This window comes from Brevibacterium sp. HMSC24B04 (assembly GCF_001806835.1).
GTDB lineage: Bacteria > Actinomycetota > Actinomycetes > Actinomycetales > Brevibacteriaceae > Brevibacterium > Brevibacterium ravenspurgense.
On record NZ_KV786069.1, the window covers coordinates 1 to 12,308 of the forward strand.

Genomic DNA, 12,308 nt, shown 5'->3' on the forward strand with positions numbered 1-12,308 from the left:
GTGCCAAGGCGAGTAACACAACAAACACCAACAAACAATCACTGTTTGTTCGCGTCCACAACAACCAACCACACGGTGATACACGTGTGAACAACTGGTTGACCACAATAGTTCTTCAAACTGAATACACCCAAAGATTTTGCGGTGGTAAAAGCGTCAGGGAAACGCCCGGTCCCCATTCCGAACCCGGAAGCTAAGCCTGACAGCGCTGATGGTACTGCACACATGTGTGGGAGAGTAAGACACTGCCGCAATCACCTTTAACAGTGAAGGCCCTGACAGGTGGCCCCCGAGGGTTGAGCATTGATTTGCTCCCCGGGGCACCTGCAGGGCCTTCACCCATTTACAGAGACTTTTTCATGAGCGCCGCTGGCGCCTCTTCCTTTTGCACCCCGAGTATCCCAGCGTGCTTGGGGTGTTTTTGTCTGCACGCTCACATGACCCTCACCCGCGTCTTATTCGCCGCAGTAGGCTGGGAGCTGTGAAGTGAGGGGGCAGGAAATGCGCATCACCTTTCTAACCGGAGCCGGCCTGAGCACAGCTGCCGGCATACCCGACTTCCGCGGCCCACAGGGTGTGTGGACGCGTGATCCTCTTGCAGAGTGTATGTCGACCTTGTCGTGGTATCTGAAGAGTCCTGAAGTGCGGGAGCGTGCTTGGCAGATGCGCCTTGAATCGGGCATTTGGGCGGCATCGCCAACAGAAGCTCACCACCGCATTGCACAAGCTGAAGAACAGGCCGACGTCAAAGCCGTCGTCACCCAGAACACCGACGGTCTGCACGTCCTGGCTGGCTCCAGTCCGGACACAGTGCTCGAAGTCCACGGAAGCGCGCGCACCTGGCAATGCGAAGGCTGCGATGCCACCGGCCCCATGGAGGACATGATTCGCCGAGTCAAAGGCGGCGAACCCGACCCCGCCTGTCCGCACTGCGGCGGTATCACCCGTGCGACGACGATCCTGTTCGAAGAAATGCTGAAGGCCGATGTCATAGAAGCAGCATTCGAAGCCGCAGAGAACTGTGATTGGATTATCGCCATCGGGACCTCACTGTCAGTCACTCCCGTGGCGCACATGTTTCCCATGGCAATCGAGGCGGGCGCCCGCGGTTTGATCCTCAACGCTGAGCCGACTCCATTCGACCCATACGCAGAAGAGGTGGTCCGCGGTGACCTGCAGGAGACGGTGCCGCGGGTCTTGGATGAACTTCTCGGCTGACCTGGCACTATAGAGGCATGAAGCCAACGTCGTCATCTAAATCCGCTCTGTCTCACGTGGCGGCCATCGCCGATCCTCTGGGGGAGGGCGCCCCGGTCGCCGCGCCCCGCGAAGCTGTTTCTGCCCGTGTCTCCAAAGTGCAGCGATTCAGGGTTCTGGACATTCTCGGCCGTGTGGCCCAGCTGCGTGCTGAAGGGCGCGATGTCATTTCGCTGTGTGTGGGCGAACCGGGTCAGGGCGCTCCGAGTGCCGTCCGCAAGCGTGCCGCCGACGCTGTCCTCGACGGCACCGACCTGGGGTATTCGCCGGTCGAGGGCATCGCACCCCTGCGCGAAGCGCTGGCCGGCCACTACAAGCGCTGGTACGACATCGACATCGACCCCAGCCGGTTCATTGTCACGGCAGGCTCTTCCGGTGCCTTCCAGCTGTCGTTCCTTACCTGCTTCGACGTGGGCGACAGGGTTGCACTTGCCCGCCCCGGCTACGCCGCCTACAAAAACATTCTCAAGGCACTTGGCATCGACGTGGTCGAACTCGACTGCGGTGAAGAAGTCCGCTTCCAGCCAACTGTCGAAATGCTGGAAGAAGAACACGAAAAAGCGCCCCTGTCCGGCGTCATGGTGGCTTCACCGGCCAACCCGACCGGCACCATGATCGATGCCGAGCACATGTCAGAACTCGCCGACTGGTGCGATCGTGAAGGGGTGCGCCTGATCTCGGATGAGATCTACCACGGCATCACATTCGGCGATTCCGTCGGCACAACAGCGGTCGAATGCTCTGACCAGGCGATTGTCATCAGCTCGTTCTCGAAGTACTGGGGCATGACGGGCTGGCGTCTGGGCTGGATGATCGTTCCGGAAGAACTCGTGGAACCCATCAAGGCACTCGCTGGCAACCTCACCCTGTGTGCCCCCGTGCCGTCCCAGTTCGCTGCTGTCGAAGCGTTTTCAGAGTCAGCCTACGAAGAGGGTGCGAAGGCCGTTGAGGGCTTCGCTGCCGCCCGCCAGGCCGTGCTCGATGCCGTTGACGAACTCGGCTGGACGGGGCTGGCTCCGGCTGACGGGGCGTTCTACATGTACGCGACGATCACCCCGGTGCTCGGTGAATTCGCCAACGCGATCGACTGGTGCGCAGCACTTCTGGAAGAAGAGGGCGTGGCCGTGTCTCCCGGCAGCGACTTCGACAGCGTCCACGGCGACCAGGCCGTGCGCATCTCACTCGCCGCGGGTCACGAGGCCGTCGTCGAAGCCCTCGAGCGCATCAAGCGCTTCCAGGCCCGCCACCGGGCCTGACCGCAGCCCAGACCAGGTGAGAAAAAGGACGAGGTGGAACTCCACCTCGTCCTTTTTCGTGCCGGTTCTGGGGGTCACCAGAACCGGTACAGCGTTCAGTCCTGGCGCAGTGAGGGGCGGATTGCGTCGAGAACGGCAACGTCCTCAATTGTCGAAGGGACAGCCGCGTCCGCCTTGCCCTCGGCGATTTCGCGCATCGTCTTGCGCAGGATCTTGCCGGAGCGGGTCTTCGGCAGAGCTTCGACGACAGTCGCCGACTTCAATGCCGCCACCGGCCCGACTTCAACGCGCACCTGAGCGACAAGCTCCTTTTCCAGTGCTGCGTGATCAACGTCTTCGTGCCCTGCCTTGAGCACCACCAGGGCTCGTGGAATCTGACCCTTCACCGGGTCGGACAGGCCGATGACAGCACATTCGGCAACCGCCGGGTGGGATGCCACAGCTGCTTCCAGAGCGCCCGCGGACAGGCGGTGGCCGGCAACGTTGATGACGTCGTCGGTGCGGCCCATGACGTAGACGTAGCCGTCTTCGTCGACACATCCGCCGTCACCGGTCAGGTAGGCGCCCTCAATCGACGACAGGTACGAATCGACGTAGCGTTCGTCGTCGCCCCACACGGTTGCGAGTGTTCCGGGCGGAAGCGGCAGGCTGACGATGATGAGGCCTTCTTCACCCGGTTCCATTTCGTTTCCGGCGGCGTCGACGACCCGCACGTCGTAGCCGGGAACCGCCATGGCGGGCGAGCCCGCTTTGATGGGGTATTCGTGCAGGCCGATGGGGTTGGCCGCAATCGGCCACCCGGTTTCGGTCTGCCACCAGTTGTCGAACACCGGAATGTCCCGGCCAGTGGCCTCGGCGAGCTTTTCGGTCGTCCACTTGTAGGTTTCGGGGTCGAGGCGCTCTCCGGCTTGGATCCACGCGCGCAGGTGGCGCATGGGGTACTTGGCCATGAGTTCGCCTTCGGGGTCTTCCTTGCGGATGACGCGCATGGCTGTCGGGGCGCCGTAGAACAGGCGCACGTCGTATTCGTCGACCACCCGGAAGAACGTGCCGGCATCCGGCACTCCGACGGGCTTGCCTTCGAACACGATGGTGGTGACACCTGACAGCAGCGGCGCGTAGACGATGTAGGAGTGGCCGACCACCCAGCCGACATCGGATGCACAGAAGATCGTGTGGCCGGGGTGCAGGTCGTAGAGGTTCTTCATCGACCATGTCAGCGCCACTGCGTAGCCGCCGGCGTCGCGCACAATGCCCTTCGGCTTGCCCGTGGTGCCGGACGTGTAGAGCACGTACAGTTCGTCCGTCGCTTTGATGGCCACGGGTGCCGCACCGGTGGGGGTCTGCTCCATGAGCTCGTCAAAGGAGTATTCGCTGTACTGGGCTCCCGAGGCGGTGGTCGCGTTTTCGCCCTTGACCTCGGCTGGGATCAGGTCGCGCTGGTAGACGATGCTGAGTGCCGGAACGTGCTCGACTTCGTCAAGAGCGGCATCGACCATGGGCTTGTATTCGACCTTCCGCGACGGTTCGATGCCGCCGGATGCCGACACGATGGCCTTCGGCTTGAGGTCGTTGATGCGCACTGCGAGTTCGCGGGCGGAGAACCCGCCGAAGACAACCGAGTGGACCGCACCAATGCGCGCACAGGCGAGCATTGCGACAACCGCCTGCGGGATCATCGGCATGTAGATGATGACGCGGTCGCCCTTTTCGACGCCCTTGTCCTGCAGCACTTTGGCGAGCCGGGCCGTGGTGTCCGTCAGTTCGCGGTAGCTGATCTTCTGCTTGGAGTCGGTGACGGGGGAGTCGTAGATGAGTGCGGTGTCCTCACCCCGGCCGGCTTCGACGTGGCGGTCAAGCGCGTTGTAGCAGACGTTGAGTTCGCCGTCGGGGAACCAGCGGTACAGCGGTGCGCGCGAATCGTCGAGTGCGCGGGTGGGCTTGGTGTCCCAGTCGATTCCCTCTGCCGCTTCGAGCCAAAAGGCTTCGCGGTCCTCCACTGCGCGGCGCGCGGCGGTTTCGTAGGCGTTTTCTTTGTGTGCGGTGGTCATGATGCCCCCTGTGTGTGGTGCGCCTCACGTTGAGTGCGGTGATGTAAACCACCATACTCCTGAGGTTTTCGGACCGTGCCTCCGGCTGGGCAGGCCAGTGGAGAGGGGCAGTCAGTCGCAGAGTTCGGCCGAGTGGGCCAGGGCGTCCTGAATGATGTGGGTGACGTGGTGGTCGGTCACTTCGTAGTGGGCTTCGCGGCCGGAGCGCTTGACGCTGACCAGGCGCTGATTGCGCAGCGTGCGCAGGTGCTGTGACACCAGCGGCTGCGACAGGTTGGTCAGCAGCACGAGTTCTGACACCGTCAGCGGAGAGTGGGACAGCGCAAGCAGGATCCGCAGGCGCGACGGGGTGGCGAGGACTTTGAAGATATCGGCCGTGAGCTCAATGGCCTGAGCGTCCGTCAGGTCGTCTGGAATGCGGAGTTCGCCGTCGTCATCGAACTTCAGGTGCGGGTATGCGTCACGTGCCATGCGCACCAGTGTATTCCAGGCCTGCCTGCAGTTTTCATTTCGGCGCGGCCGCGAGGATGTCGGCGGCCAGCGGTTCCCACTTCGCGTAGGCCTCAGGGTGGGCGGAGCGCTGCACCGCCTGGGCGGCGTCGTTTTTGCTCATCTTCTGCCAGCCGGAGATCTGCGTGAGTCCGGCGTTCTTCACCTTCGGGTTGACGCCGTAGAACGCGGTCGTGGCGTGGTGGACGCTGAGCACCTGACTGTCGGTTCCCCAGCCCTGGGAGGGGCGCTGCTGGAAAACCCCGAGCGAGTCTCGGTCCCCGTAGGGTAGGTTGCGCAATGACGATTCCTGCATTGCGGTCATGAGTGCGATCTCGATCCCCGCGTCGGGTATCGAATGTTCGCGCCCGATGTCGATGATGGTCTGCGCGATTTCCATCTGGCCGGAATCCAAGGCCGAGGCCGAGGTGGGGGCCAGTTTCTCTGACACCTTCTCTTTGGCTGCCTGCCGCTGGTCGGGGTCTGAGAGGGCCCCCGTTATTGCGGTGCCCGCGGCGAAGAGCCCGAGGACGCACAGTCCGGCGGCCACGCCCATGACAGTGCTGCGGAGGTGTCGGCGCCCTTCCCCTGTGCGGCGCCGAACCTTGCGGCCAGTTGGCCGTCTGCGTCGTGTCTTTCTGCGTGTCACGTCCTCACTTTAGGCGTTTGGGCACCAGTTGCCGAACTGCTTCCCCAAGCGGCGGCCAGTGCCCAGCGCACGTGTCAGCTGATTGCCGGTGCGTCCTTGTTGGCCTTCAGCAGTGCGGTGGCCAGGCCTTCCCACTGCGCGTAGCGGTGCGGGTAGCCAGAGCGCTGGACAGCCTGGGCGGCGTCGTTCTTGCTCATCTTCTGCCAGCCGGAAATCTGCTTGAGCCCGGGGTTCTTCACCTTCGGGTTGACGCCGTAGAAGGCTTTTGCGGAGTACACGCGGTCCATGATCTGCGACTTCGATCCCCACGCGTACTTGGGGCGCTGCTGGAACAGGCCGATGGAGTCCCTGTCGCCGTAGTTAATGTTGTACAGGTCTGATTCCTGCTTGGCGGTCATGAGCGCGATGATGATCGCGTCGTCACTCATGCCTGCGCCTTTGCCGACGCCGATGATGATGCGTGCGTTCTCGGCCTGGTCGCGGTCGATTCCCTTGGGCTGCGGGCCGGGCTTCGCCGCCTTCTTGGCGGGAGCCTTCTTTTCGGCCGGCTTGGGCGCGGGCTTCGGGGCCTTCTTCTGCTGGGCCTTGCGCGCCTTGTCGGCTTCTTCCGGGGTCACGTGCTGGGTGGCCGGGCCGCCGACCGAGGTGTACTCGCCGCTGTCTTCCGAGCCGCCGCTCTGGGCGCTGCTGCCGGCTTGCGGGGCGTTGTGGTCAATGACATTGCCGCTCAGAGCGCTGGCCGGTCCTGCAAAGAGGAGGGAGCTTGCCGCTGCACAGCCGAGTGCGGTGGCGGTGGTGTAGATGATTCGCATGATCCTCGTTTCGGGAAGTGGAAGATTCGAGCTCCCGAAACTGTAGCGAAAAATCTGTCAAGTTTCACACGCCGGAAAATCAGAAGCGTTACATCTATGTAAGTAAATCTGTGACCTGCGAAAACACACTCATGTAGTTCAGCGTCCAAAATTGCCCTGCGCAAAGTTCCGAAATCCCGGATGTGTCGAGGTTGGTGAGACAGGGCGGTGCCGAGTGCCGCGCAGTCCCGTTCTCCACCTCGTGTCCGGGCATGGAAAAGGGGCCCGGCATAAGTGCCGAGCCCCTCCGCGCAGACAGGATCTACGCGGTTCCGCCGTAGTGGGCGGCGACCCTGCTCAGGCCCTCTTCAATCGATACCGCGGGCGTCCAGTTCAGAACACTGTGCGTGGTCCGCTGATCAAACCAGTGCGCAGTGGACAGCTGTTCGGCGAGGAACTCGGTGATCGGCGGTTCGTCGTCGAAATCACCGGCCGTCCACACCTTCTCAATGACCTTGCCGGCGACCTTCGCAGCACCCACGGGGACCCTCAGGGTCGGTTCGGCCGAACCTCCGGCAACGGCAATCCGGCGCATGAGTTCGCCAATCGGGCGCGGCTGGCCGTTCGTCACCACGAGAGCCATCCCGTGCGTGTGCTCGACTGCAGACAGCGCGGCGACGATTGCATCGACCGCGTTGTCAATGTAGAGGGTGTCGACCATCGCCAAACCCGAGCCCAGCAGCGGCAGCCTGCCCTGGGCAGCGCGTTCGATGATCCGTTCGGTCAGCTGCGGTTCACCTGGGCCCCACATGAGGTGGGGGCGCAGGGCGAGCACCCGGAACTCATCGTGCGATGCGGCAAGGGCCAGGCGTTCGCCGGCGGCCTTTGTGCGGGCGTACTCGCCGCGGGCGGCCTCGGGATCGGCAGGCCCCGCACCGTCGCCGACGAGGGAATCACCCGAGTGGGCAACCGACGGCGATGAAATGTGCACCATGCGGCCGATGCCGGCCTGCTGGGCGCGGGCCACAATGTTCGCGGTGCCTTCGATGTTGACCTTTTCGAATTCTTCGGGAGCCCCAACCATCGACACTTTCGCGGCCATGTGGATGAGAGCATCCTGTCCCGCAACTGCACGGTCAACAGTCTCAATGTCCGTGACGGAGCCCTGAATGTCACGCGCGCCCTCAACTCCGGAGGGGCGGCGCTGCAGCGTGGTGACCTCGTGGCCCTGCGCGATGAGCGCACGCGCCGTGGAACTGCCCAGAAGACCGGATGCACCGGTGATGAGAACCTTCATCAGACGCTCCTTCCCACCGGCGCACCGGAAAGCACGCGGGATGCCCACGCGCCCAACGCAGAGCGGCCGACTTTGGAATTGTGGCGAATATCAGTGGGGAATTCGGGCGCGACGAGAACCGCCGCAACATCGAGGCCCATGCGGTCAAGAACTGCCGCGCGGATGTCATCGATGATCGGCTGCGGGGCAAGACCCGGCTGCAGGTCCTGCGGACCACCCGGTTCAAGCACCACGACGAGAGCCTGTGTGCCCACCGGGCCCACGCCGACTGCCGCGCAGCGGGTCACCCCGTCGGTGCGTTCGGCAATGGACTCCACGGCACCCGGGCCGATGGGGCCGGCGGGACCGGCGATTACGTGCTGGACGCGCCCTTCCAGCCACAGGCGGCCCTTGGCGTCAAAACGGCCGATATCGCCCGTGCGGTGCCATGCCTTCGCACCGCCGTGCTCATCACGACGAGCATCGGCGTCGGTCTTCCACAGACGGTCGTAGCCGTCCTTGAGGTGGGCGGCGGACACGACGAACTCGCTGAGCACGCCGATGCCGTCCTCCAGGGCAATCGTGTGTTCGCTGGGTTTGCCCTCGGCATCGAGCGGGGCGAGCTTGAAGTCGACCGGGCCGATCGGCCTTCCCACACAGACCCCGCCGACAACTGAGGATTCGGGGTCAGCCGCATCCGCCTCGGCCTCGACGGCGCCGGGGAAGTCGATGTTGGTCAGCAGCAGACTCTCCGTCATGCCGTAGGGCGAATTGATCTGCGCGTTCGGGAAGACTTCCGCGATCTGCTCCATGAGCGCAGTCGGTACGGGAGCCCCGGCGGACAGTGCCAGTTCAATTCCGGCACAGGCCTCCCGCTGCTTATCACTCAGCGCCGCGGCGGTCTTCACGACGTTTGTGTAGGCGGCAGGGGAGGCGAACACCATGGTGCAGCCGGCCTCGATGATGGCATCGGCCAGAGCGGAAGCCGTAAGCGTGGCGGGCTTCGTCACCGACATGTTCGGCGTGACGCTCACCGCGCCCAGACCCGGTCCCAGCAGAGCAAACGGTGCGAAACCGGCGACCAGCCCCGTGCCGGGGCGCACATCGAATTCAGCGCCGAGGATGCGCATCAGCTCACCAAGGCCGCGGTGGGTGTAGCGCACGCCCTTCGCCGGGCCGGTGGAGCCGGAGGTGAAGAGAATCGCCGCATCGTCATCGAGTTCCGGCACGGCAATCGCGTCACGGTCGCGCACAACCGTCCGCGACAGCGCCGTGATCGAGGTTTCGACCTTCAGCGCCCGTGCGCGCAGCTTCGGCAGAGGCAACACGGAGATGCGGCGGCCGGGCCACCCTCCGGCCCGTGCCAGGGTCAGCCCCGGAGTTTCGCCGATGATCCACTGCGGGTCGGCAGCCTTGACTGCCCGGGTCATGCCGGCCGGTCCCAGGCCCGCGTCGGCGACGACGACAACCCCGCCCACCTTGAGGACCGCGTAGGCGGCAGCCGTGAGGTTATTGCCCGGCTCAATCAGGAGGCTGACCCGGTCGCCCTTGCGCAGACCCATCGCCTTCAGCCCTGCAGCAATGTTGTCGACAACACCTGCCAGCTGTGCCCAGGACACTGCCTGGGCTGGTTTGGCTGACATGTCGACGCTCGCGATTGAGCGTTCGTGCCGCTTGGCATCGAGTGCTGAGAACACGAAGTCCGGTTCGGGGCCCTCTTCTTGGGCCGGACCGCTTTCTTCTGCCGAGGTGGAGGGAGCTTCAGTCTGTCCGCTCACGTTGGCGTCAAGCCACTGGAAGATGGTTTCCCAGTACGGGACGTCTTCGACGAACAGGTGGGAGGTCTTCTCAAAGCGGTGGATGTCCGCCTGCGGCAGGCGCTCGCGAAGATCGCGCAGATAACGCTCCAAGAAGACGGGGTCTTTCGGACCCCACATGAGAAGCGCGGGATTGGTCATGCGGGCGATGTCAGCGCCGACGCGCTGCAGTTCGGCGTGGGACGGGTGGTTTTCGTCCACCGGAATGTCTGCGACGAAGCCGCCCACACCGCCGCGGCGCTGCGCTGACGCGTAGGGCCTGCGATAGGCGCGGCGAAGAGGATCCGAGATGTCTTTCGACAAGCGCAGGGTGGTGCGGATGAACGCGTCGGTGTACACGGTCGAACCGGCCAGCAGGGGGCCTGCCAGCGCCGCCCGCAGAGGTGCCGGGATGGATGCGTCCTCCGGCTGGTGCACGGCGGTGTTGAGGCTCATGGCCGCGCTGATGCGGTCGGTGTTGCGGGCTGCCCAACCCAGCGAAATGACCCCACCCCAGTCGTGGCCGAGTGTGACCAGCGGGAGGCTGTCGTCGACAAGCTCAGAGATGAGCGCGTCAAGCTGATTGATGCGGTCGGCCAGACGGAAATAGCCGGTGCCGTGCGGTGTGGGAACCGGGTGCGCGACGCGCTCTGAATAGCCCATGTCCAGGTGGTCGGGAGCGATGATCCGCCACGCGGTGCCGCCTGCCTGCGCCAGATCGATGGATGCCTGTGCGAGCCTGCGCCACATGTAGGACCACGTGGGATTGCCGTGTACGGCGACGATCGTGCCGGCGGGTTCTGCACCGATGTCCCTGAGTGCATCGGCGGTGTCGAGAACGTGGAAGGTGTGCTCGCCGACCGTGACCAGGCGGGACCACCGGGGGTCCCATTCGGGAAGATTCGGCGGCAGCTGCGCGGCAGCGGCTGGAAGAGGGCTGTTTTCAGTCGGCAATGAGCTTCTCTCCTCTTAGTGTGCCGGTGGTGTTTACCAGATGATCTCCGTCATGGACGTGTTGAGGCCTGAGCCCACGCCCATTGCCAGAACACGGTCACCGGACTTGAGCGACTCGACTTCGCGGGCAAGTGTGATCGGCAGAGAGGCGGGGCCCACATTGCCCAGCTCGGGGTAGGTCTTCGGAACCCGGTCCATGGGGATCTTCGCGGCCTTCGTGATCGCGTTGACGTGGACATCGGACACCTGGTGCATGATGTAGCGGTCCATGTCGGTCCAGTCCCACCCGTTTTCGTGGGCTTCTTCCCACGCCGAGGTGACCAGCTGCATGCCGTTGGACAGCAGGCCCGCGGTGTCGGTGAACATGCCGTCGTGGTCGCCCACGCACAGTTTGTGATTCCACGTGGCCGCACGCGTCACACTGCCGAGGATCCGGTGGCCCTCAGGGTGCTTGTCTGAACGTCCGAGAACGGCGGCGGAAGCGCCGGAGCCCAGGGTCAGGGAGGCGAATTCCTCGAGGTATTCGGCGCGGGTGATTCCTTCGCGCTGCAGGCGGTTGAGGGTGGCCCGCTGCACTTTCGAGGCATCTTCGGAGGCCACGACGAGCGCGTATTCGATGGCGCCGGATTCGATCATGGTTGCGGCGACTGCCATGGCGTTGACGAAGCCAAGGCACGCATTGGCGATGTCGAAGTTCATGGCCGACGACGGAAGTCCGATGCCGTCGTGAATGGACACCGCCACAGACGGTTCGAGGTTGGCACGCGTGACCGACGCGTTGATCATCAGCCCGATCTGCTGGGCTTCGATGCCGGCTTCAGCGAGGGCCTTCTTGCCGGCCGCAACGCCGCCTTCGACGAACCCGCCGGAGTCCTCTGCCCAGTTGCGACGCGAATTGACACCCGCGACCCGCTGCAGGAGACCTTCGGGCAGCCCTAAGCGGTCAAGTGTGGACTTCAGCTGTTCGTCGTAGAAAGCAGACGTCACTTCGATGGGTGCAGTCACTTCCGAGACACTCAGAAGCGATGTGTTCTCGTGCCGAAGTGTCGTGTTTCCGTTCAACAGCGTCCAGTCCCTGGTTCCCAGAACCGGACGATAAGTGCGCGCGGCTCCGTTGGATGAATGAATAGTGCCCTAACAATCCTAATGGGTGGCTGCTGAGCGTGTATTCAGGGTCCGCTATCCGACAGTGGGCGTCAGCGGATGGCCGCCAGGATGGTGTTCCACATCTTCTGTGCCAGTTCCGGACTGTATTCCGGTGCGGTTGGGTCGCCGAAAAGGTGCGCGCTGCCGGGGTAGACGTGCGCGGAAGCCTGCGCACCGGCGGCCCGGGCGGACTCGATGAGCGTCTCAGCCTGCTGGGCATCAACCCATTCGTCGCCTTCCGTGTAGTGCATCTGCAGCCAGCAGTCGCCGTTCCACGACGTGGGCTTCGGTACGCCGCCGGCGTGGCACAGAAATGCGCCGGCGGCCTGCGGGTGGCGCTTGCCGAAGGACTGCGCCATGGCAGCCCCAAGGGAGAATCCGCCGAAGTAGACGGGGCCTTCAAGCCCCAGTCCGTCAATCGCGCCGGAGGCCCGCTGGGCGAGTGCCGGAAAACCGATCTCGTCGCGGTAGGCGATGCCGTCGGGAACGTTGTCGAAGACATTGCCGTCGTAGAAGTCCGGCATGTGCACCGTGTGGCCGGCTTCGGAGAACACACCGGCAATGCGGTGCATGCCGTCGTTCAGGCCGAGTGCTGAGTGGAAGAGAACGATCTGTGCCATGGTGCCGAGTCTAAACGTGAGCT

Annotated in this window: 10 protein-coding genes and 1 rRNA gene; 3 read left to right on the top strand and 8 right to left on the bottom strand. The window is 64.0% G+C overall.

The window, feature by feature from the left end; translation table 11 throughout:
- The first annotated feature begins 140 nt into the window (after positions 1–140).
- The 3 genes from rrf (at position 141) to HMPREF3092_RS01370 (ending at position 2,513) form a co-directional block, all read left to right on the top strand.
- Positions 141–254 (top strand): 5S ribosomal RNA (gene rrf, locus HMPREF3092_RS01360).
- A gap of 247 nt (positions 255–501) precedes the next feature.
- Positions 502–1,218: an SIR2 family NAD-dependent protein deacylase gene (locus HMPREF3092_RS01365; protein ID WP_070423579.1), complete on the top strand. Its 717-nt coding sequence runs from the start codon at positions 502–504 to the stop codon at positions 1,216–1,218.
- 17 nt (positions 1,219–1,235) lie between these two features.
- Positions 1,236–2,513 (top strand): pyridoxal phosphate-dependent aminotransferase, encoded by a 1,278-nt coding sequence (locus tag HMPREF3092_RS01370; RefSeq protein ID WP_141737925.1) that lies wholly within the window; start codon positions 1,236–1,238, stop codon positions 2,511–2,513.
- 95 nt (positions 2,514–2,608) lie between these two features.
- Here HMPREF3092_RS01370 and HMPREF3092_RS01375 read toward each other — a convergent pair whose 3' ends face one another.
- From HMPREF3092_RS01375 to HMPREF3092_RS01410, 8 genes are all read right to left on the bottom strand, one after another.
- The gene (locus tag HMPREF3092_RS01375) at positions 2,609–4,564 is read right to left on the bottom strand and encodes an acetate--CoA ligase (protein ID WP_070423580.1); all 1,956 of its coding nucleotides are present in this window, start codon (positions 4,562–4,564) and stop codon (positions 2,609–2,611) included.
- A gap of 111 nt (positions 4,565–4,675) precedes the next feature.
- Positions 4,676–5,035, bottom strand: coding sequence for an ArsR/SmtB family transcription factor (locus HMPREF3092_RS01380; RefSeq protein WP_308313783.1), 360 nt, complete (start codon positions 5,033–5,035; stop codon positions 4,676–4,678).
- A 34-nt stretch (positions 5,036–5,069) separates the two neighbouring features.
- Positions 5,070–5,609 carry a peptidoglycan-binding protein gene (locus HMPREF3092_RS01385; RefSeq protein WP_070423581.1) on the bottom strand — a complete coding sequence of 180 codons (540 nt, stop codon included), beginning with the start codon at positions 5,607–5,609 and terminating at the stop codon, positions 5,070–5,072.
- A gap of 167 nt (positions 5,610–5,776) precedes the next feature.
- Positions 5,777–6,514: a hypothetical protein gene (locus tag HMPREF3092_RS01390; protein ID WP_061941460.1), complete on the bottom strand. Its 738-nt coding sequence runs from the start codon at positions 6,512–6,514 to the stop codon at positions 5,777–5,779.
- 301 nt (positions 6,515–6,815) lie between these two features.
- Positions 6,816–7,790, bottom strand: coding sequence for an NAD-dependent epimerase/dehydratase family protein (locus HMPREF3092_RS01395; RefSeq protein ID WP_176745676.1), 975 nt, complete (start codon positions 7,788–7,790; stop codon positions 6,816–6,818).
- A complete protein-coding gene (locus HMPREF3092_RS01400) occupies positions 7,790–10,519 on the bottom strand; it encodes an alpha/beta fold hydrolase (protein WP_070423583.1) in 2,730 nt (909 codons plus the stop codon). The genes HMPREF3092_RS01395 and HMPREF3092_RS01400 overlap by 1 nt, the downstream gene beginning before the upstream one ends.
- Positions 10,520–10,552: 33 nt before the next feature.
- The gene (locus tag HMPREF3092_RS01405; RefSeq protein WP_019175952.1) at positions 10,553–11,581 is read right to left on the bottom strand and encodes a 3-oxoacyl-ACP synthase III; all 1,029 of its coding nucleotides are present in this window, start codon (positions 11,579–11,581) and stop codon (positions 10,553–10,555) included.
- Between the two features lie 134 nt (positions 11,582–11,715).
- Positions 11,716–12,285, bottom strand: coding sequence for a dienelactone hydrolase family protein (locus HMPREF3092_RS01410; RefSeq protein WP_070423584.1), 570 nt, complete (start codon positions 12,283–12,285; stop codon positions 11,716–11,718).
- Positions 12,286–12,308: the final 23 nt, after the last annotated feature.

What these genes read in the sequence shown, in the direction of transcription:
- HMPREF3092_RS01395 (WP_176745676.1), bottom strand. Translation starts at nt 7,790, where the DNA reads ATGAAGGTTCTCATCACCGGTGCATCCGGTCTTCTGGGCAGTTCCACG.
- HMPREF3092_RS01390 (WP_061941460.1), bottom strand. Translation starts at nt 6,514, where the DNA reads ATGCGAATCATCTACACCACCGCCACCGCACTCGGCTGTGCAGCGGCA.
- HMPREF3092_RS01385 (WP_070423581.1), bottom strand. Translation starts at nt 5,609, where the DNA reads ATGGGCGTGGCCGCCGGACTGTGCGTCCTCGGGCTCTTCGCCGCGGGC.
- HMPREF3092_RS01370 (WP_141737925.1), top strand. Translation starts at nt 1,236, where the DNA reads ATGAAGCCAACGTCGTCATCTAAATCCGCTCTGTCTCACGTGGCGGCC.
- HMPREF3092_RS01365 (WP_070423579.1), top strand. Translation starts at nt 502, where the DNA reads ATGCGCATCACCTTTCTAACCGGAGCCGGCCTGAGCACAGCTGCCGGC.
- HMPREF3092_RS01380 (WP_308313783.1), bottom strand. Translation starts at nt 5,035, where the DNA reads ATGGCACGTGACGCATACCCGCACCTGAAGTTCGATGACGACGGCGAA.
- HMPREF3092_RS01375 (WP_070423580.1), bottom strand. Translation starts at nt 4,564, where the DNA reads ATGACCACCGCACACAAAGAAAACGCCTACGAAACCGCCGCGCGCCGC.
- HMPREF3092_RS01410 (WP_070423584.1), bottom strand. Translation starts at nt 12,285, where the DNA reads ATGGCACAGATCGTTCTCTTCCACTCAGCACTCGGCCTGAACGACGGC.